The organism is Pseudomonas sp. 02C 26 (assembly GCF_002843585.1).
In the GTDB taxonomy this organism is placed as follows: Bacteria; Pseudomonadota; Gammaproteobacteria; order Pseudomonadales; family Pseudomonadaceae; genus Aquipseudomonas; species Aquipseudomonas shirazensis.
Genome location: NZ_CP025262.1, coordinates 4,206,148 through 4,224,853 on the forward strand (window position 1 = coordinate 4,206,148; position 18,706 = coordinate 4,224,853).

Annotated in this window: 18 protein-coding genes; 6 read left to right on the forward strand and 12 right to left on the reverse strand. The window is 62.0% G+C overall.

What is annotated here, in order from left to right; genetic code table 11:
- Positions 1-7: 7 nt before the first annotated feature.
- Positions 8-1,315, reverse strand: coding sequence for a HAMP domain-containing sensor histidine kinase (locus tag CXQ80_RS19170; RefSeq protein WP_101321965.1), 1,308 nt, complete (start codon positions 1,313-1,315; stop codon positions 8-10).
- Entirely contained in the window at positions 1,305-1,988 is a 684-nt protein-coding gene (gene colR, locus CXQ80_RS19175) for a two-component system response regulator ColR (RefSeq protein WP_101321966.1), read from the reverse strand. Before colR ends, CXQ80_RS19170 begins: the two co-directional genes overlap by 11 nt.
- Before the next feature lie 178 nt (positions 1,989-2,166).
- Between colR and CXQ80_RS19180 the strand changes: the two genes are divergently transcribed.
- Positions 2,167-2,883, forward strand: a complete 717-nt coding sequence (locus CXQ80_RS19180) for a phosphatase PAP2 family protein (RefSeq protein WP_101321967.1) — start codon at positions 2,167-2,169, stop codon at positions 2,881-2,883.
- A 191-nt stretch (positions 2,884-3,074) separates the two neighbouring features.
- Here CXQ80_RS19180 and groL read toward each other — a convergent pair whose 3' ends face one another.
- The 5 genes from groL to CXQ80_RS19205 all read right to left on the reverse strand — a co-directional run bounded on the left by groL (position 3,075) and on the right by CXQ80_RS19205 (position 7,691).
- Positions 3,075-4,718, reverse strand: coding sequence for a chaperonin GroEL (gene groL / locus CXQ80_RS19185; RefSeq protein WP_101321968.1), 1,644 nt, complete (start codon positions 4,716-4,718; stop codon positions 3,075-3,077).
- A gap of 48 nt (positions 4,719-4,766) precedes the next feature.
- Positions 4,767-5,060, reverse strand: a complete 294-nt coding sequence (locus CXQ80_RS19190) for a co-chaperone GroES (RefSeq protein ID WP_053280666.1) — start codon at positions 5,058-5,060, stop codon at positions 4,767-4,769.
- 263 nt (positions 5,061-5,323) lie between these two features.
- Entirely contained in the window at positions 5,324-5,785 is a 462-nt protein-coding gene (locus CXQ80_RS19195) for an FxsA family protein (RefSeq protein ID WP_101321969.1), read from the reverse strand.
- 65 nt (positions 5,786-5,850) lie between these two features.
- Positions 5,851-6,594 carry a HugZ family protein gene (locus tag CXQ80_RS19200; RefSeq protein ID WP_101321970.1) on the reverse strand — a complete coding sequence of 248 codons (744 nt, stop codon included), beginning with the start codon at positions 6,592-6,594 and terminating at the stop codon, positions 5,851-5,853.
- 89 nt (positions 6,595-6,683) lie between these two features.
- Entirely contained in the window at positions 6,684-7,691 is a 1,008-nt protein-coding gene (locus tag CXQ80_RS19205; RefSeq protein ID WP_101321971.1) for a DUF481 domain-containing protein, read from the reverse strand.
- 153 nt (positions 7,692-7,844) lie between these two features.
- On the opposite strand from CXQ80_RS19205, the gene CXQ80_RS19210 reads away from it, so the two are divergent.
- Entirely contained in the window at positions 7,845-8,198 is a 354-nt protein-coding gene (locus CXQ80_RS19210) for an MGMT family protein (protein ID WP_101321972.1), read from the forward strand.
- A gap of 43 nt (positions 8,199-8,241) precedes the next feature.
- On the forward strand, positions 8,242-9,789 hold the full coding sequence (locus CXQ80_RS19215; protein ID WP_101321973.1) for an AmpG family muropeptide MFS transporter: 1,548 nt from the start codon (positions 8,242-8,244) through the stop codon (positions 9,787-9,789).
- A 47-nt stretch (positions 9,790-9,836) separates the two neighbouring features.
- On the opposite strand, the gene CXQ80_RS19220 is transcribed toward CXQ80_RS19215, so the two are convergent.
- The 3 genes from CXQ80_RS19220 to CXQ80_RS19230 form a co-directional block, all read right to left on the reverse strand.
- On the reverse strand, positions 9,837-11,081 hold the full coding sequence (locus CXQ80_RS19220) for an MFS transporter (RefSeq protein ID WP_101321974.1): 1,245 nt from the start codon (positions 11,079-11,081) through the stop codon (positions 9,837-9,839).
- Positions 11,082-11,264: 183 nt separating this feature from the next.
- Positions 11,265-12,107, reverse strand: a complete 843-nt coding sequence (locus CXQ80_RS19225; protein ID WP_101321975.1) for a mechanosensitive ion channel family protein — start codon at positions 12,105-12,107, stop codon at positions 11,265-11,267.
- A 109-nt stretch (positions 12,108-12,216) separates the two neighbouring features.
- Positions 12,217-12,702, reverse strand: a complete 486-nt coding sequence (locus CXQ80_RS19230; RefSeq protein ID WP_101321976.1) for a YajQ family cyclic di-GMP-binding protein — start codon at positions 12,700-12,702, stop codon at positions 12,217-12,219.
- 103 nt (positions 12,703-12,805) lie between these two features.
- On the opposite strand from CXQ80_RS19230, the gene CXQ80_RS19235 reads away from it, so the two are divergent.
- The 3 genes from CXQ80_RS19235 to CXQ80_RS19245 are packed head-to-tail and all read left to right on the forward strand — an operon-like array spanning position 12,806 to position 16,361.
- Positions 12,806-13,723 (forward strand): putative 2-dehydropantoate 2-reductase, encoded by a 918-nt coding sequence (locus tag CXQ80_RS19235; RefSeq protein WP_101321977.1) that lies wholly within the window; start codon positions 12,806-12,808, stop codon positions 13,721-13,723.
- Between the two features lie 39 nt (positions 13,724-13,762).
- Entirely contained in the window at positions 13,763-15,793 is a 2,031-nt protein-coding gene (locus CXQ80_RS19240; RefSeq protein WP_101321978.1) for an ATP-binding protein, read from the forward strand.
- 1 nt (position 15,794) lies between these two features.
- Positions 15,795-16,361 carry a cob(I)yrinic acid a,c-diamide adenosyltransferase gene (locus tag CXQ80_RS19245; protein ID WP_101321979.1) on the forward strand — a complete coding sequence of 189 codons (567 nt, stop codon included), beginning with the start codon at positions 15,795-15,797 and terminating at the stop codon, positions 16,359-16,361.
- Between the two features lie 45 nt (positions 16,362-16,406).
- Here CXQ80_RS19245 and CXQ80_RS19250 read toward each other — a convergent pair whose 3' ends face one another.
- The gene (locus CXQ80_RS19250) at positions 16,407-17,351 is read right to left on the reverse strand and encodes a Nudix family hydrolase (RefSeq protein ID WP_101321980.1); all 945 of its coding nucleotides are present in this window, start codon (positions 17,349-17,351) and stop codon (positions 16,407-16,409) included.
- 65 nt (positions 17,352-17,416) lie between these two features.
- Entirely contained in the window at positions 17,417-18,634 is a 1,218-nt protein-coding gene (argJ, locus tag CXQ80_RS19255; RefSeq protein ID WP_101321981.1) for a bifunctional glutamate N-acetyltransferase/amino-acid acetyltransferase ArgJ, read from the reverse strand.
- Positions 18,635-18,706 lie beyond the last annotated feature (72 nt).

Consider the following 18,706-nt stretch of genomic DNA (forward strand, 5'->3'; position numbering starts at 1 on the left):
ACCGATATCAGGCGATGTCGTCGGGCGGCGTATCTACACCACCGGGGCTAAGATCGACCTGGAAGCGGCAGCCATGTGGCGCCGTCGCCGTCAGCGTCACCTGCCAGCCCTGGTCGTCACAAATACGCTGCACCAGCGACAGGCCCAAGCCCAGGCCTTCGCCACGACGTTCACCGCCGCGCACGAACGGCTTGAACATTTCTTCGCGCTGTTCTTCGGGGATGCCCACACCGCTATCCTCGACGCTGAAACCCTGGGCGTCGAGCGTCAAGCGGATGTAACCAGAATCGGTGTAGTGCGCTGCGTTGCGCAACAGGTTACCCATCACTGATTGCAGGAAGGTAGCGTTGTACAAGACCGGGCTGGCGTTGGCACGCCCGTCGTAGTGCAGGGTCAGGCCCTTTTGCTCGATAGTGTCGCGCCAGACACCGATCAAGTCATCGCCGACTTCGCGCAGGCTGGCCCTCGAGGCCACGGCGCCCTCGTCATGCTGCGCCCGGGCGAGCATGAGGAAAGTCTTGACCAGCTCCTGCATCTCTTCGGTGGCGCGGGCGATGCGTTCCACTTGGGCCCGCGAACGGGTGTCCAGGCTCGGGTTCTCGATCAGCAGTTCACAGGAGGTCGCCAGGACCATCAATGGCGTGCGCAATTCATGACTGACGTCACTGGTGAACAGCCGCTCGCGGTTGAGGGCATCGCGCAGACGGCCAAGGGTATCGTCGAACGCCACTGCCAGCTGCCCTACCTCATCGGCGGCATAGTCCGGCGCCAGCGGCGGGGCCAGGCCCAGCAACTGGTCACGATGGCGCACCTGCCGTGCCAGGCGGATGACCGGCGCCATCACTCGGCGCGCCAGCAGCCAGCCGAGGAATACTGCCAGTACCAGGCTGAGCACAAAACCTACCACCACCACTGCAAACAGCAGTCGCTCGCGCTCTTCGAAATCGCTCTGGTCCTGCAGCAGTACATAACGGCGGCCGTCTACAACCTCGACCATCGCATGGTAGGAAAGCTGATCGCGAAATACTTCATGAAAGCCAGGTTCGAGGTGATGCAGGTCCTTGGGTAGCTCGAAGTCATCGCGCCCGCCGCTGAAATAGAACAGCTGGTCGGGCCGTGGTCGATGGCTCCAGTCACTGACGCTGTCCATGCGCAGCAGGCGCTGCAGGTCACCGCCGAGCACGGTTGAAATCAGCCGCTCCTCGACCAGGTGTACGGTCGCCACGATGCCGAAGGCGAAGGCGCCTGCGACTAAAGCACTCATCAAGGCAAAGGCGATGATGATGCGCTGGGCGAGGCTTTGCTTAAACTCCATCGCGACCCTCGGCGAGGCGGTAGCCAACGCCATGCACGGTGTGCAGCAGGGGCTTTTCGAACGGTTTGTCGATCACTTGGCGCAACTGGTGCACATGGCTGCGCAGGCTGTCGCTGTCGGGACAGTCATCGCCCCACAGGGCTTCTTCGAGAACTTCCCGGCGCAGTACGTGGGGGCTCTTCTGCATCAGTACCGCGAGCAGCTTGAGGCCGACCGGGTTGAGTTTTAGCAGCTTGCCCTCGCGGGTGACCTCAAGGGTGTCGAGGTCGTAACTGAGGTCTGCCACCTGCAGTGTACGCCGGCCACCGCCCTGCGCGCGGCGCAGAACTGCTTCGATACGCGCCGCCAGCTCCGACAGCGCGAACGGCTTGAGCAGGTAGTCGTCGGCGCCCGAGCGAAAGCCCTGCAGACGATCATCGAGCTGATCGCGAGCCGTGAGCATTATCACCGGGGTATCGCGCCGGGCATCTTCGCGCAGGCGCTTGCACAGGGTGTAGCCATCGATGCCGGGCAGCATGATGTCGAGCACAATCAGGTCATAGTGCTCAGTTGCGGCCAGGTGCAAACCGGACAGACCGTCCTGGGCGCAATCGACCGTGTAGCCTTTCATACCCAGATAGTCAGCCAGGTTGGCGAGGATATCGCGGTTGTCTTCAACCAAAAGAATGCGCATCGGTTTCTCCTGTGCGGCGCTTTCGCAGTGCGCGGCAGGCGCAGCTTACGGACATCGCTGGCGCGGCGCCAGCCTTGCCGGCTGATCACTGCTGCTGACATATTTTTCACCAAAACTTCACAGCGCAAATATAGCCCCAGGCAGACAATCGCCGCCTTTTTCTGCGCCTGGAGTCACCATGCCCCCCGCCGTCCGCCCGCGTCCGCTGAATCTGTGGTTATACCTGGGGATCCCCTTGGGCTGCGCACTCGCACTGCTGCTGCTCGAATCGACATCACTGGATATGTCCCTGGCCGCCCTCGCCTTCGATCCGGGCGCCGGGCAGTTCATCGGTCGCCACAGCTATGTCCTGGAAAACATCCTCCATGATGGGGTCAAGCAGGTGGTCATTGGCTTGGCGCTGGTGGCGGTGCTGGCGTTTTTTGCCAGCCTGTTCTGGCAGCGGCTGTTTGCCTGGCGCAGAGAGCTGGGCTGCCTGGTACTGTCGCTGGCCCTGTCGACCAGTTTTGTCACCCCGCTCAAGGTTGCCACGGCGGTGCAATGCCCGTGGAGCCTTAGCCAGTTTGGCGGTGAGCAGACCTACAGCAAATTGCTCGAAGCCAGGCCGCAAACCGACAAACCCGGACGCTGCTGGCCCGGAGGCCATGCGGCGACCGGTTTTAGCCTGTTTGCGTTGTTTTTTGCATTGCGTGATCGCCGACCGCGGTTGGCCCGAGGCGCTTTGCTGCTGGCGTTTACCCTCGGCAGCGTGCTGTCGCTTGGGCGGATGCTGCAGGGCGCGCATTTCTTTTCACACAATGCCTGGACAGCGGTGTTCTGCTGGTTGATCGGCTTGGCGTGTTACTACCTGGTGCTCTACCGTCCAAGCCTCTCCAGGCAAACGCGCTCTGTGTAGGAGCGGCCTTGTGTCGCGAAAGGCCAGCAGAGCTGGCCCAGCAATTTCAGCGGCGAAGCTGGGAATCTGGGGCCGCTACGCGACCCTTTCGCGACACAAGGCCGCTCCTACAGTCCGGTGCCGTTCTAAGTACCCACAAAAAAGCCCCGCACTAGGCGGGGCTTTTCGGTACAGCAGGCGCTAAGGCAGGCTTACATCATGCCGCCCATGCCACCCATGCCGCCCATGTCTGGCATACCACCGCCAGCTGGCTTGTCTTCCGGAGCATCAGCAATCATCGCTTCGGTAGTGATCATCAGACCACCGATCGAAGCAGCGGCTTGCAGTGCCGAACGGGTGACTTTGGCTGGGTCGAGGATACCCATTTCGATCATGTCGCCGTATTCACCGGAAGCGGCGTTGTAGCCGTAGTTGCCCGAACCCTGCTTGACCTTGTCGGCCACGACGCTTGGCTCGTCACCGGCGTTGGCAACGATCTGACGCAGTGGCGATTCAACCGCACGGCGCAGCAGAGCGATACCGACGTTCTGGTCTTCGTTGTCGCCTTTGAGGTCGATGATAGCGCTCAGGGCACGGACCAGAGCAACACCACCGCCAGGTACCACGCCTTCTTCAACGGCTGCACGGGTAGCGTGCAGGGCGTCTTCAACGCGGGCTTTCTTCTCTTTCATTTCAACTTCGGTGCCAGCACCGACCTTGATCACGGCAACACCGCCAGCCAGCTTGGCCAGACGCTCTTGCAGTTTTTCACGATCGTAGTCGGACGAAGTCTCTTCGATTTGAGCGCGGATTTGCTTAACGCGAGCCTGGATGTCGTCTTCAACACCAGCGCCATCGATGATAGTGGTGTTTTCTTTCGACAGGATGACGCGCTTGGCGTTACCCAGGTTTTCCAGGGTAGCCGATTCCAGCGACAGGCCGATCTCTTCGGAGATGACGGTACCGCCAGTCAGGACAGCGATGTCCTGCAGCATGGCTTTGCGACGGTCGCCGAAGCCTGGTGCCTTGACCGCTGCAACCTTGACGATGCCGCGCATGTTGTTGACTACCAGGGTAGCCAGGGCTTCGCCTTCAACGTCTTCAGCAACGATCAGCAGTGGACGGCCGGCCTTGGCAACGGCTTCCAGAACTGGCAGCAGCTCACGGATGTTGGAGATCTTCTTGTCGACCAGCAGCAGCAGTGGGCCGTCGAGCTCGGCGACCATGGTGTCCGGCTTGTTGACGAAGTACGGCGACAGGTAGCCACGGTCGAACTGCATGCCTTCGACAACCGACAGTTCGTTTTCCAGGCCCGAGCCTTCTTCAACGGTGATGACGCCTTCTTTACCGACTTTTTCCATGGCTTCGGCGATGATTTCACCGATGGAGCTGTCGGAGTTGGCAGAGATGGTACCGACCTGAGCGATGGCCTTGGAATCGGAGCAAGGCTTGGACAGGTTCTTCAGTTCGGCAACGACGGCGATGGTGGCCTTGTCGATGCCGCGCTTCAGGTCCATCGGGTTCATGCCGGCAGCGACGGCTTTCAGGCCTTCGTTGACGATGGCTTGAGCCAGAACGGTCGCAGTGGTGGTGCCGTCACCGGCAGCGTCGTTGGCCTTGGAAGCAACTTCCTTGACCAGCTGAGCGCCCATGTTTTCGAAAGCGTCTTTCAGTTCGATTTCTTTGGCAACCGATACACCGTCTTTGGTGATGGTTGGCGCGCCGAAGCTCTTGGCCAGGACAACGTTACGGCCTTTCGGGCCGAGGGTGGCTTTGACAGCGTCAGCCAGAACGTTGACACCAACGAGCATTTTCTTGCGGGCGGAATCGCCGAATTTTACGTCTTTAGCAGCCATGATCGTTTAATCCTTGAAATACTTTGGAGTAACGGGAAGTCGGGAAAATCAGCCTTCGACGACAGCGAGAATCTCGTTCTCAGCCATTACCAGCAGATCTTCGCCATCGACTTTCACGGTGTTGCTGCCCGAGTACGGGCCGAAGACCACTTTGTCACCCACTTTCACGGCCAGCGCGCGAACTTCGCCGTTGTCCAGGATGCGACCGGTACCGACGGCAACGATTTCACCGCGGTTTGGTTTTTCAGCGGCCGAACCTGGCAGAACGATACCGCCAGCGGTTTTCGATTCTTCTTCGCTGCGGCGGATTACGACGCGGTCATGCAGAGGACGAAGCTTCATTGTCGATCTCTCCCAATTAGTGGTTTTCATCGGCCGGTGTCGAGACCGGCGGGTTGATGCATTCCGGCGTTGCCGGTAGGGGCCCGCATTCGGCGAACCCCTTTGTCTTGTCTGGCGTTGCCACCAGAAACCTTGCGGTGACCACATAGATGAGGCCGAGCGAAACGATTACAAGGGCTTACCTGTGAAATTTTTTTCAACAGCTACCCGCGCAAATGCAAACGGCCCCTCACGGGGCCGCTTTGCACACAAACTGCACACGGTTACTGATCGCGACGCTGGTACTCGCCTTCGATCACGTTTGGCCGGTGCCCACCTTCGGGCGGCCGTGCTGCGAATGGATCATCCTGGAATGCACGCTGCCGCATTGCCTGCGCCTCGGCCCGCTGACGCAACTTGCGCGCGGCAAAATGACGGGTGAACGGCATCAGGCAGATCAGGCCGAGCACGTCACTGATGAAGCCCGGAATCAGCAACAGCACGCCTGCCACTGCCAGCATCAGGCCCTGGAACATGTCTTCAGCGGGCAACTCGCCTCGCTGCAGACTCTCACGGGCACGCAGTGCGGTGGCGATACCGGCCACCCGCATCACCAGCAAGCCCAACGCGGAGCCGCCGATAATCAGCAGCAACGCCGGAAAGAAACCGATCGCGGCGCTGACTTTGACGAACACGAACAGCTCGAGCACCGGAAACAGCAGCAACAACAATAAAAAAACACGCATCAAGGGTTCCTCGACGGAAGACAACCTTCCACTAGGACAACAGATGGATGCGCAAGGTCGCTATTTCAACCCTGAGTTTCATCCACAGCCGGCCATTTGTCGGCGCGGGCCAGTAATACCAAGGCCTCGCGCACTTGTGTCGGCGTATTGCAAGTCTTCGGGAATGGCAGCCAATAGATAGCCTGACCAATGCGCAGATGCAGCCCTTCGCTGTCGATACCTGTCAATTCAGCGGCAGGCGTACCTGGCAGATCGCTCAGGGCGACATAGTGAGCGATGGCCGCTGCGTGGTCGCTGTTCATGTGTTCGACCATGCTGGCCTCGGCGGCGCCGGCAAACGGGTTGGCCATCGTCACCTGATCGAGCCAGTGAATCGCACCAAAACCGCCAATGTAGCGATGGCGTACCGGCCGCAGGCACCAGAAGTCGAAGTCATGGGCCTTGTGGTAATTGGCGGCGTCCGGGAAGTAGCGGTAGTAGCGAGCCGCCGCCGCTTCGATGGCTCCGCCGTCGGTCAGCTTGTGCGCCTCGGCCATCACCGTCAGCCGGCCGACTGCCTGCACATCGAGCGCCTCGCGCTCGCCCACCAGCAACGAACACTTGGGGTCTTTCTGCAGATTGTGAGTGTGCTGGGCGATGCGGCTGATCAGGATCAGCGGCTGACCCTCGGCATCCAGGCAGTACGGCACAACGGAGCCGAACGGGAAGCCGGGCATCGACTTGGAATGGGTCGAGAGGACGCCGCGGTATTCCTTGAGCAGGAGTTCGCGGGCGGGACGAAGGGCGGTGTTGGTAACGACGTTACTCACAACAGATGCTCCTGGCGGCAGGCGGGTCAGCTGACAAGATAAGCATTTATCAGCCGTGACCGCCACGCCAGAAGTGCAACAGAGCGGTTTTACCAGGCGACGCCAAAGCCCGCTGTGTAGCGGGTCTTGTCCAGGTCACTGTTGCTGGTGCCCTGGATCATTTCCTTCTCGGCCTTGAGATTGAGCGAGGCCCACTCGGTGACCTTGTAGCGCAGGCCGACTTCAGCATCCAGCGAGTAATCGGCAACCCCACCCAGCGGTTTGCCCAGTTCACCATTGGTGAACAGCTGGACGTTCTTGCCGATCAGGTAGCGGGTGTAATCCCACTTCATGGCAGCCGAGTAGAAATTGTCCTTGCCGCCATCGCGGTACTGATAGTCGGTGCGGTTGAGCAGCGAGCCGAGCGAGAACGCCCCCAACTCGTCGTCCCAGAACTGGTAGCCCGGGCCGGTACCGACGGTGCGCTGGCGGGCCAGGTCTTCAATATGATCACGCTTGTATTCGAGACGCCCCTGCCAAAACCACTTGTCGGTGATGAAGCGGTCAAGCGCGTATTCACCACTCCAGTTGTTGGTGGTGGTGACGTCGTCCTTGCTCTCGCGGTTGTATTCGCCTTGGGCATTGTGCCGCCAGCGGCCATGACGCGCCGAGGTCTTGAAACCGACATCGTAATCGTCGGTGTCGTTTTCGGCGCGCTTGAAGTCCATGGCCAGGTCGACGTTACCTTTCCAGACTAGATCCTCAACTACTGGCCGCGGCTTCATGATCTGCTCGATGCTGGCCAGCTCGACGGTTTTCGGCGCCTCGCCATTGGCCAGGGTCACCTTGCCCGGCTCGGCTGCCTGCAGCGACTTGGCCTTTTCGCCGGTGTAGGCATCCTGTTTGACCAGCAGCTCCTGATCGCTTTCGAGGGTCTGTACCTGTTTCCAGTCCAGCGCGATGGAGCCACCATAGGCCGTTTCCAGCAGCAGCTTGCCGCCATCGAAGACTTTGATCTTGCCACTGAGCTTGTCACCGTTCTTCATCCAGACGGTGTCGGCGAACGCTGGGGTACACAGGGAAGCGGCGAGAAGGCAGAGCAAGGTTCTAGAATACATAAGCTGACTACGGGCTCGGTTTGCGGAAAAAAGCCGGGCATTATCCAGATACGCGCGACCAGAGCAAGGACAGACCAAACGGATGCCAATGAGTTCAACTCTCATCTATAAGCCACTTCGCCGGCAATCTCGCCGATCGCCGGGCTACGCCTGATGTCTGGCGCTGCACGCCTTTCGGCAGAGGATGCCGAAGCCCGACGAACGGCGCTCTATACCGCCCTCGGGCAAGTGCCCGAGGGTAAGGTCGTCAGTTATGGCCAGTTGGCGGATTTGGCTGGCCTTGGCCGGGCCGCACGCTGGGTCGGGCGCACGCTGGGCCAACTGCCGCAGGGCAGCCGCCTGCCCTGGCACAGAGTGATCGGCGCGAGTGGTCGATTGAGCCTGCAGCCGGGCACACCTTCAGGCGACGAACAACGCGCTCGACTACGCGCCGAAGGCGTCAATGTAGCCAATAATCGTGTGGATATGTTGCGCCATGGCTGGCGCCCGATGGAGCACAGCGGTTAGAGTGCGCGCTTTGTTTTCGTAACCTTGAGGCAGATGTTGGCCCATGCCCCGTAAAACCTGGCGCGCTGCGCTCGCTGCCTATGCCAGCCCGTCAACTCTGGTGCTGTTGCTGCTGGGCTTCGCTGCCGGCCTGCCCTACATGCTGGTGTTCTCAACCCTTTCAGTGTGGCTGCGCGAGGCCGGTGTGGCCCGCGAGACAATTGGCTATGCCAGCCTGATCGGCCTGGCCTATGCCTTCAAGTGGGTCTGGTCGCCACTGCTCGACCAATGGCGCCTGCCGCTGCTCGGCGGGCTTGGCCGACGTCGCTCCTGGCTGCTGTTGTCGCAAGTACTGGTGGTCATCGGCTTGGTCGGCATGGGCCTGTGCGATCCGCAAAAACACCTGTCCTGGCTGATCGCCCTGGCGGTGCTGGTGGCCTTCGCCTCGGCAACGCAGGACATCGCCGTCGACGCCTACCGCCTGGAAATCGCCGATGACCAGCGCCAGGCTGCGCTTGCCGCCAGCTACATGGCCGGCTACCGGGTTGCCGCCCTGCTGGCCACGGCCGGCGCGCTGTTCTTCGCTGAATGGTTCGGCTCCACTGGCTTCAGCTATCTGCACCAGGCCTGGACCGGCACCTATGTGCTGTTCGGCGTGATCATGCTACCCGCCGTGTTCACCACGCTGATCATGCGCGAACCGCCAGTGCCGCTGCGCACGCAGCTGTCGGCTGCTCGCTATGGCTTGAGCCATCAGTTGGCGTCAGTGTTCGTGCTGATCATTCTGCTGGTGTCGGTGCCGGCCAGCTTCACCCAGCTGTACAACACCGACTGGGCCAGCGTGGTGTTTGGCGACTCGACCGTGGTGCAACTGGTGCTGGAGGACCGCGCCTTCATGCGCCTGGTCCTCTACGCACTGTTGACCTGGGCCTGCCTGTCGTCGCTCGGCCGCCGTGGCCTGGCGCCGGTGCTGACGCCGGTAAACGACTTCATCGCCCGCTATCGCTGGCAGGCGTTGCTGCTGCTCGGGCTGATCGCTACCTATCGCATGTCCGACACGGTCATGGGCGTGATGGCCAACGTGTTCTACATCGACATGGGCTTCACCAAGGACCAGATCGCCAGCGTCAGCAAGATCTTCGGCCTGATCATGACCCTGCTTGGCGCCGGCGCCGGCGGTTTGCTGATCGTGCGTTTCGGCATCATGCCGATCCTGTTCATCGGCGGCGTTGCCTCGGCCAGTACCAACATCCTGTTCCTGATGCTGGCCGACATGGGCCCGAACGTGGAGATGCTGGTGGTCACCATCTCGCTGGACAACTTCAGTTCCGGGATGGCCACTTCGGCGTTCGTTGCCTACCTGTCGAGCCTGACCAACCTGAAGTTCTCCGCCACCCAATACGCCCTGCTGAGCTCGATCATGCTGCTGTTGCCGCGGCTGATCGGGGGTTACTCAGGTGTAATCGTGGAGAAGTTTGGCTACCACGATTTCTTCCTGATTACCGCGCTGCTGGGCGTGCCTACGTTGATCCTGATCCTCCTGCAGTGGCGCCAGGAGGCACGGCGCGGCAAGCTGGAGCCGGTGCCTGGCCCTACCGCGGACCAGCCCTGACAGAGCGTTGCGCCGCTGTCGCCTGCACCGGCACAGCGGCGCTCGCTTCACTGCGCGACGGTCGCGCCAGCGCCCTTGCCACCCACCACAAACCACAGCGGCACCAGCGCCAGCGCCCCGGCTATGCCGGCGAGGACGGCGAAGTGCAGCAAGCTGGCGCCAGCGCCAATCATCGCCAGCAGCGCGCCACCCAGACCCAATACGGCAATGGTGATCATGCCGAGCATGGCTGAAACCAGGCCCTTGCTCTGCTCGCTGGCGAACAAGGTCATGCGGTACAGCACGGCATTGGCCACGCCCAGCCCCAGCGCATACAGGGTCATGCCCGCAACCACGCTGGTAACTGACGGCCACAGGCAGGTAGCCAGCATCATCAGGCCCAACCCCGCCAGATACGGCCACAGTGCGCCACGCACCAGCGCAGGCAATGGGTAGCGCTCAGCGATGCTGTTGATGATCAGGTTGCCCGCGATCAAGCCACCGAACACCGGCAGTTGCCACAAGGCATAGGCCATCTTGCTCAGCCCCTCGTCGTGAATCAGCAGCACCGGCGACAGGCCGATCCAACCGATCAGCGGCAAGCCGACCAGGCCCAGCGCAGCGCTGCCGGCGACGAAGCGACGATTGCTCAGCAACTGGACATAACCAGACAACAGCGGCAGCAGGTGAATCGGCGTGAACGGCAGGCGGCTACCGTCGCGGCGCTCGACGCCGAGGGTTTCCGGCATGAAGCGATACAGCAGCCCGAGGGTCAGCAGCGCACCCACGGCAAAAGCCACGAACAACCAGCGCCAGTCCAGCCACTGCAGCATCAACGTGCCCACCAGCGGCCCGAGCAAGGGCGAAAGCAAGGCGATATTGGCCAGCAAGGCCATCATGCGTACGGCATCGGCCTCGCTGAAAGCCTCGTTCAATGCCGGGTAGCTGACGGTGACGACAAAGCCCAGGCCGATCCCCTGCAACAGCCGCAGCAGGTTGAACAGGCCGATGTCATGCACCCAGAAGGTCGCCAGGCAGGCCACACCAAAGATCACGCAGCCAGCGAGCAGCAAGGGCCGCCGGCCATAGCGGTCGGCCAGCGGGCCGATCAGCCATTGCAGGACCACCCCACCCAGCAGGTACAGGTTCAGCGCGTGCGGGATAAATTCCGGACTGGCGTTCATCTCGGTGACCACATCCGGCATGGCCGGCATGACCGCATCGCTGGCCAGGTAGGTGAGCAGCTCGAACAAGGCCAGGGTCAGACCAAACAGCAAGGCACGGGCCGGGGTGATATACAGCAGTGGTTTCATGGCAGACATCAGTGGATACGAAAGGGGTCAGGTTATATGCCAGAAATGGCACGTTCTGGCTGTGAACAAGTGTAATTAGGGACAAAACAAAACGCGGGCTTGCCCGCGAATGCCCAGCGCCAGCAACATCGTTGCGGCGGGTACACCCGCGGAACAAGCCCGCGCAGTTACAGCGAACGCGGTTTACTGCGCGGCAGTCTCCTGCACCACGCGGATCACCCGTTGCGGGAACGGGATATCGATCCCTTCTGCCTTGAGCCGGTCGCGAGTGCGCTCGTTGAGCATGAACATCACGTCCCAGTAGTCGGCCGTTTTCGTCCACAGACGCAGGGATACCGTGATCGAGCTGTCGCCCAGGGTGGAGATCACCGCCTGCGGCGCCGGGTCCGGCAGCACGCGCGGGTCTTTGGCCAGCTCCAGCAGCACGTTGCGCGCCTTCTGCAGATCAGCTTCGTAATCAACGCCCACATCGAACACCACCTTGCGCGTCGGCTGACGGTTGGTGTTGGTGATGATGCCATTGGACAAGCTGCCGTTGGGCATGATCACGGTCTTGTTGTCACCGGTGCGCAGCACCGTGTGGAAGATCTGGATGCTGTCGACAGTACCGCTGACGCCTTGCGCCTCGATCCAGTCGCCGGTGCGGAACGGGCGGAACAGCAAGATCAGCACACCACCTGCGAAGTTGGCCAGGCTGCCCTGCAACGCCATGCCAATGGCCAGGCTGGCAGCACCGATGGCCGCGACGAACGAGGTTGTTTCGATGCCGATCGTCGAAGCGACGCTGACCAGCAGCAAGATCTTGAGGATGATATTTGCCAAGGTACTGATGAAGCCCTGCAAGGCCGGATCGGCGTTGCGCAGCCCAACCAGCTTGCCCAGGCGGGTGCTGAGCTTGTTGGTAACCCACCAGCCAACCGCCAGGGTCAGCAGCGCCAGCAGCAGGCGGCTGCTGTATTGCATGATCAATGGCAGCCAGGTTTGCGATTGGCGGACCAGTTGATCGACCTCATTGGTCAAATCCATAACTTTCTCCTGATGCCAAACGGCATGTACACAGTGAAGCAGGCCGCAGACAGGCCGCGGCGAGGAGCCCCATGGACCTCAGTGTGGCAATGGGGTTCCTGCAGCCAGGTCAATCGCGGAAGTTGTTGAACTGCAGCGGCATGTCGAATTCCTTGGCGCGCAGTGCGGCGATCGCTTCTTGCAGGTCGTCACGCTTCTTGCCGGTGACGCGTACCTGCTCACCCTGGATGGCGGCCTGGACCTTGAGCTTGGCGTCTTTGATGTGGGCGACGATCTTCTTCGCCAGCTCCTTGTCGATGCCTTCGCGGAAGGTCGCTTCCTGTTTCATTTCCTTGCCCGAGGCATAGGCGTCCTTGACCTCCAGGCACTTCACTTCGATCTTGCGCTTGACCAATGCGCTGCGCAGGATCTCGACCATCGCCTCGAGCTGGAACTCGGCCTCGGCGGTCATCAGCACGGTCTGGTCCTTTTCCTTGAATTCGAAGCTACCCTTACCTTTGAGGTCGTAGCGGCGGTCCAGCTCCTTGATGGCGTTGTCGACTGCGTTCTGCACTTCGTGCTTGTCCAGTTCCGATACCACGTCGAACGAAGGCATGGTTGTTCTCCAATATGAAAGTGCCGCGCTCAGCGTGAAGATGGAGCGCGCAGGGTTTGATGGTTAAAATGCGGGACACATTATAACGGGTTGCGAAACGTAGATGAGCAGCACCTGGCATATTCTCGGCGCCGGCAGCCTGGGCAGCCTCTGGGCCTGCCGGCTGGCCCGCGCAGGCAAGGCGGTCCGTTTGATCTTGCGCGACCCGCAGCGCCTGGCGGCGTACCAGGCCGTCGGCGGCCTGACCTTGATCGAGCAAGCGCACAGCAGCTTTTTTGCCATCCCCGCCGAAGCCGATGAAGCGCACGCGCCGATTCATCGCCTGCTGGTGGCCTGTAAAGCCTACGATGCCGCCCCTGCCCTGGCCAGGCTGGCCCCGCGCCTGGCTGTGGGCGCCGAGCTGATTCTGTTACAGAACGGCCTTGGCAGCCAGGACGAGGTGGCCGATCAGGTGCCCCATGCGCGCTGTATCTTTGCCTCCAGTACCGAAGGCGCGTTTCGTCCGGCGGACTGGCAGGTGCAGTTTGCCGGGCATGGCTTCAACTGGTTGGGCGACCCGCTCAACCCCGCCCCGGCAGAGTGGTTCAGTGACCTCGAGGAGGCCGGCATCCCCGCCCAGTGGACGGTGGACATTCTCATCCGGCTGTGGCGCAAGCTGGCCCTGAACTGCGCGATCAACCCGCTGACCGTACTGCACGACTGCCAGAACGGTGGCCTGCTCGAACACTTGAGTGATGTGGATGCGCTGTGCGCCGAGCTGGCGCAACTGCTGCACTGCTGCGGCCAGCCGCAAGCGGCCGAGGGCCTGAACGAAGAAGTACAGCGGGTGATTCTGGCGACTGCAGCCAATTATTCTTCCATGTATCAAGACGTGCGCCATGGCCGCCGCACCGAGCTGCATTACCTGCTCGGCTACGCCTGCCGCGCCGCCCACCGCCACGGCCTGGGCCTGGTGGAGCTGGAACACCTGCGCCAGCGATTGGTCGATAACCTGCAGGCACGCGGCCTGCCCAGTGACTGATCGCTGCCCTCTGACCCGAATACGGACACTGCCTTGCCCATGAAACTGCGCCAACGCCTGGATAACCTCCCGGTCGGGCAGAAACTGCTTGCGGCCCTGCTGGTACTGCTGATCACCATCCTGCTGGTGGCCAACCTGGCCTTTATCAGCGCGGCCTACTGGATCACCCAGGAAAGCATGGCGCCACAGGCGCTGCAAACCATCGGCAGGCTGGTCGCCAACCCGCAGCTGTCGGCCCGCGCAGGTGATTCCAGCGATAACGCCAACGCCCTGCTCAAGGAACTCGACAGCTACACCCCACTGCGCGCCGCAGCGGTCTACGGCAGCGACGGGCGCATGCTCGCGCAACTGCAGCACGGCGAACCGCTGGCCCTGCCCAAGCGCTATCGCAACATCGACGGTTGGCGTCTGATGGAGTTTCGCAGCACTCAACTGATTCGCCTGCCGCGTCCGGGCAACCCGCCGGCGTTTCTCCTTCTGGTAGCCAGCAGCGAGCTGCCGACCGCGTTCTACACCGGCACGCTGACCGCCAGCCTGGCGATTCTGGTGTTCAGCATCCTGCTCTGGCTGGTGATCGCCCGGCAGATCAAGCGGCTGATCACCCAGCCGATCAATCAGCTGGAAGAACTCAGCCGCCAGGTCACCCGCGAAGAGAGCTATGCCATGCGCGCGCAGCGCGGCAACGACGATGAGATCGGCAGCCTGGCCAACGCCTTCAATACCATGCTGTCGCGCATCGAGGCCCGCGAGCAGCAGCTCAAGCGCACCCGCGACGAATTCCAGACCGCCTACGACCAGGCCCAGGGCCTGGCCGAAGAAACCCGCAATACCAACCGCAAGCTGGAGCTGGAGGTTCAGGTTCGCAGCAAGATCGAGAAGAAGCTCACGGGTTTCCAGAACTACCTCAACAGCATCATCGATTCGATGCCATCGGCGCTGATAGCACTCGATGAGCAGTTGTACGTGACTCAGTGGAACCAGGAAGCCAGCGCCCTCTCCGGCACGCGCCTGGACGAGGCGCTGAACCAGCCGATCTTTATCGCCTTCGAGCCGCTCAAGCCGTTCTTGCCGCAACTCAAAGACACCGTCGAAAAGCACCGGGTGACCAAGATCGAGCGGGTCACCTGGCCCAAAGGTGACGACGCCCGCCATTACGCGCTGACCTTCTACCCACTGACCGGCGGTGGCGGCCGCGGCGTGGTGATCCGTATCGATGACATCACCCAGCGCCTGTCGCTGGAAGAGATGATGGTGCAGTCAGAGAAGATGCTCTCGGTGGGCGGCCTCGCCGCAGGCATGGCCCACGAGATCAACAACCCACTCGGGGCGATCCTGCACAACGTGCAGAACATCCGCCGGCGCTTGTCGCCCGACCTGCCGCGCAACCAGGAACAGGCCGCCGAGCTTGGCCTGGACCTGGCCGAGATCAACCGCTACCTGCACAGCCGCGAAGTGCCGCAGTTGCTCGACGGCATCCAGCAGGCGGGAGCCCGTGCGGCCAAGATCGTCACCCACATGCTCAGCTTCAGCCGTCTCAGCAATCGCCAGCTGGCCCCCTGCAGCCTGCCCGCGCTGATCGACCAGGCGGTGGAAATTGCCGGCAACGACTTCGATCTGGCAATAGGTTTCGACTTCAAGGGCCAGGCCATCGTCCGCCAGTTCGACCCGCAACTGGGGCCGGTGCCATGCACCGCCAACGAGCTCGAACAAGTACTGCTCAACCTGTTGAAGAACGCCGCCCAGGCGATCCACCTGCGCCCGCAACCGAGCGAGCCAGGCCGTATCATCCTGCGCACCCGGCTCAATCCGCCGTGGGCGGAAATTCAGGTAGAGGACAACGGCATCGGCATGCCCGAAGCGGTGCGCAAGCGTACCTTCGAGCCGTTCTTCACCACCAAGGAGATCGGCCAGGGCACAGGCCTGGGCCTATCGGTTTCGTATTTCATCATCACCAACAACCACAAGGGGCAGATGGAGGTGCAGTCCTCGCCCGGCCAGGGCACCTGCTTCACCCTGCGCCTGCCCCTCGGCTCGCCCGTGCCTGCGGCACCGGCCCCAACGGAGACATGACATGGGCTTTCGCCTGTCGAAAATCTACACCCGCACCGGCGACAAAGGCGAAACCGGCCTCGGTGACGGCCGCCGTGTGCCCAAGGACCACCCTCGGATCGAGGCGATTGGCGAGGTCGACACCCTCAACAGCCAGCTAGGCGTGCTCTTGGCAGGGCTGAGTGAGGCCGGGCTGAGCGAGTTGAGCGAGGTGCTCGCGCCTTGCCAGCACCGCTTGTTCGACCTTGGTGGCGAGCTGGCGATGCCTAGTTATCAGGCGCTGAACCAGGCTGAAGTCGAGCGCCTGGAAGCGGCCATCGATCTCTGGAACGACGAACTTGGGCCTCTGGAAAACTTCATCCTGCCCAGCGGCTCGGCCTTGATCGCGCAAGCCCACGTGTGCCGCAGCCAGGCGCGCACCGCCGAGCGCCGCTGCCAGGCGCTGAATGCGCTGGAGCCGCTGGAAGGGGTTGGCTTGGCGTATATCAATCGGGTGTCGGATTTGTTGTTTGTTGCAGCGCGTATCATTGGCCGCCGTCAGGGCGTTGCAGAAGTGCTGTGGCAGGCGGCGAAAAAGCCTGAGGCTTGATGCTGCAATCCAGTTGCTGATTTGGGGCTGCTTCGCAGCCCCTGTTTAAAGCTCAGGCCAGAACGCGCGGATACCCGCCACACCTTGGGCGCCTGCCTGCCAGGCAAGCTCACGGTCTGCCGCGCTGACGCCGCCCAGCAAGAACACCGGGAAGCTGACGCTGTCAATCAACGCCGCGGCCTGCTCCCAACCCAATGGCAGTGCATCGGGGTGGGTCTGAGTCGCCTGGACTGGCGACAGAGTGACGAAGTCGACCCCCATCTGCGCCGCCAGAGCCAACTCTTCGGCATTGTGACAAGACGCTGCCAACCAGCGGTGCTCCGGGAACGGCCGGCCCTTGGCGGCGTACTTGCGCAATTGCGCGGCAGTCAGGTGCCAGCCGGCCGAGGGGAAGTCGCCCAACCATTCCAACGGACCTTTGAGCATCAGTTGGGCTTTGCCCGCACACAGTCCAGCCGCATCTACCGCGACATCACGGTACTTGGGGTCGTACATGTCCGGCGCGCGCAGCTGAACCAGCTTGATGCCGTTGGCCACAGCCTTCTGGATACCGCGCAACATCGGCGGCACTTCGAGGCCATCAGGGGTGATCAGGTACTGATCCGGCAAGCGTGCAGCGGCGACGATGGGCTTGTTTGCCGCAGGGAACTGGTACTGGTGCAGGTCACGCGGCGCGACCCATTCCAGCGGCTGACCTTCGGCGCCATGCGGCTCGCCGCTGAATGCGTCAACCTCACGCACGTCGAGCAGGATTTGCTTGTCCGGGTAGTCATGGCTGATCTTGATCAGCGGCCGTGATCCGCTGACCTCGATACCGAGCTCCTCGCGAAGTTCACGGGCCAGCGCTGCTTCGACGCTTTCGCCGGCCTCCACCTTGCCCCCGGGAAACTCCCACAGGCCGCCCTGATGCTGGCTATCGGCGCGACGGGCGATGAGGATCCGCCCGTCGCCACCGCGGATAACCGCCGCTACTACATGAATCCGCTGCACCTTGTACCCTCCGTTGCTGCGTCAGGCGCCCCGGCCAGTGGCCAGACCAGGGCGCAGGCCAATGATCAGGTCCGGTATTCGGCGTTGATCTTGACGTACTCGTGGGACAGATCGGTGGTCCAGATGGTCTCGCTGCACTGACCGCGACCCAGTTCGATGCGGATGGTGATCTCTTCTTCAGCCATCACCTTGGAGCCTTGCTCTTCGGTGTAGCTTGGGCTGCGCCCGCCTTTGCTGGCGATGCACACGTCACCGAGGAAAACATCGATCAGGCTGACGTCCAGCTCAGGCACGCCAGCGCGGCCGACGGCAGCGAGGATACGGCCCCAGTTGGGATCGGAGGCGAACAGCGCAGTCTTGATCAGCGGCGAATGCGCCACGGCATAACCAACGTCGAGGCATTCCTGATGATTGCCACCACCGTTGACCTGCACGGTAACAAACTTGGTCGCGCCTTCGCCGTCACGCACGATCGCCTGGGCGACTTCCATGCACACTTCGAACACTGCCTGCTTCAAGGCGTCGAACAGCTCGCCCTTGGCTTCGGTCACTTCAGCGACCTTGGCCTGGCCGGTGGCAATCAGCATGCAGCAGTCGTTGGTCGAGGTATCGCCATCGATGGTGATGCGGTTGAACGACTTGTTGGCGCCGTCGAGGATCAGGTCCTTGAGCACCGCCGGAGCGACCTTGGCGTCGGTAGCGATGTAGCCAAGCATGGTCGCCATGTTCGGGCGAATCATGCCGGCGCCTTTGCTGATGCCGGTGACGGTGATGGTCTGGCCATCGAACTGGAACTGACGGCTGGCACCCTTGGGCAGGGTGTCGGTGGTCATGATGCCGGTAGCGGCTTCAGCCCAGTGATTTTCCGAAAGGTTGTCCAGTGCTGCCTGCAGCGCGGCCTCGATCTTCTCGACCGGCAGCGGCTCACCAATCACACCGGTGGAGAACGGCAGCACCGCCTGGGCGTCAACGCCGGTCAGCTCGGCCAGCTTGGCACAGGTGCGCTCAGCGGCGGCCAGGCCTGGTGCGCCGGTACCGGCGTTGGCATTGCCGGTATTGGTCAGCAGGTAACGCACGGTGCCCTGCACGCGTTGCTTGGCGAGGATCACCGGCGCCGCGCAGAACGCGTTGAGGGTGAACACGCCAGCCACGCTGGAGCCTTCGGCGCAGCGCATTACCACGACGTCCTTGCGCCCAGGGCGCTTGATGCCCGCCGAAGCGATGCCAAGTTCAAAACCGGGAACCGGGTGCAGGGTGGGCAAAGGACCAAGACCAACAGCCATTAGAGCGCTCCTAGATAAAAACAGATAGGTTCCATGAAACAAAGCCGCCCCAACTGACACCTTTACGGTGGC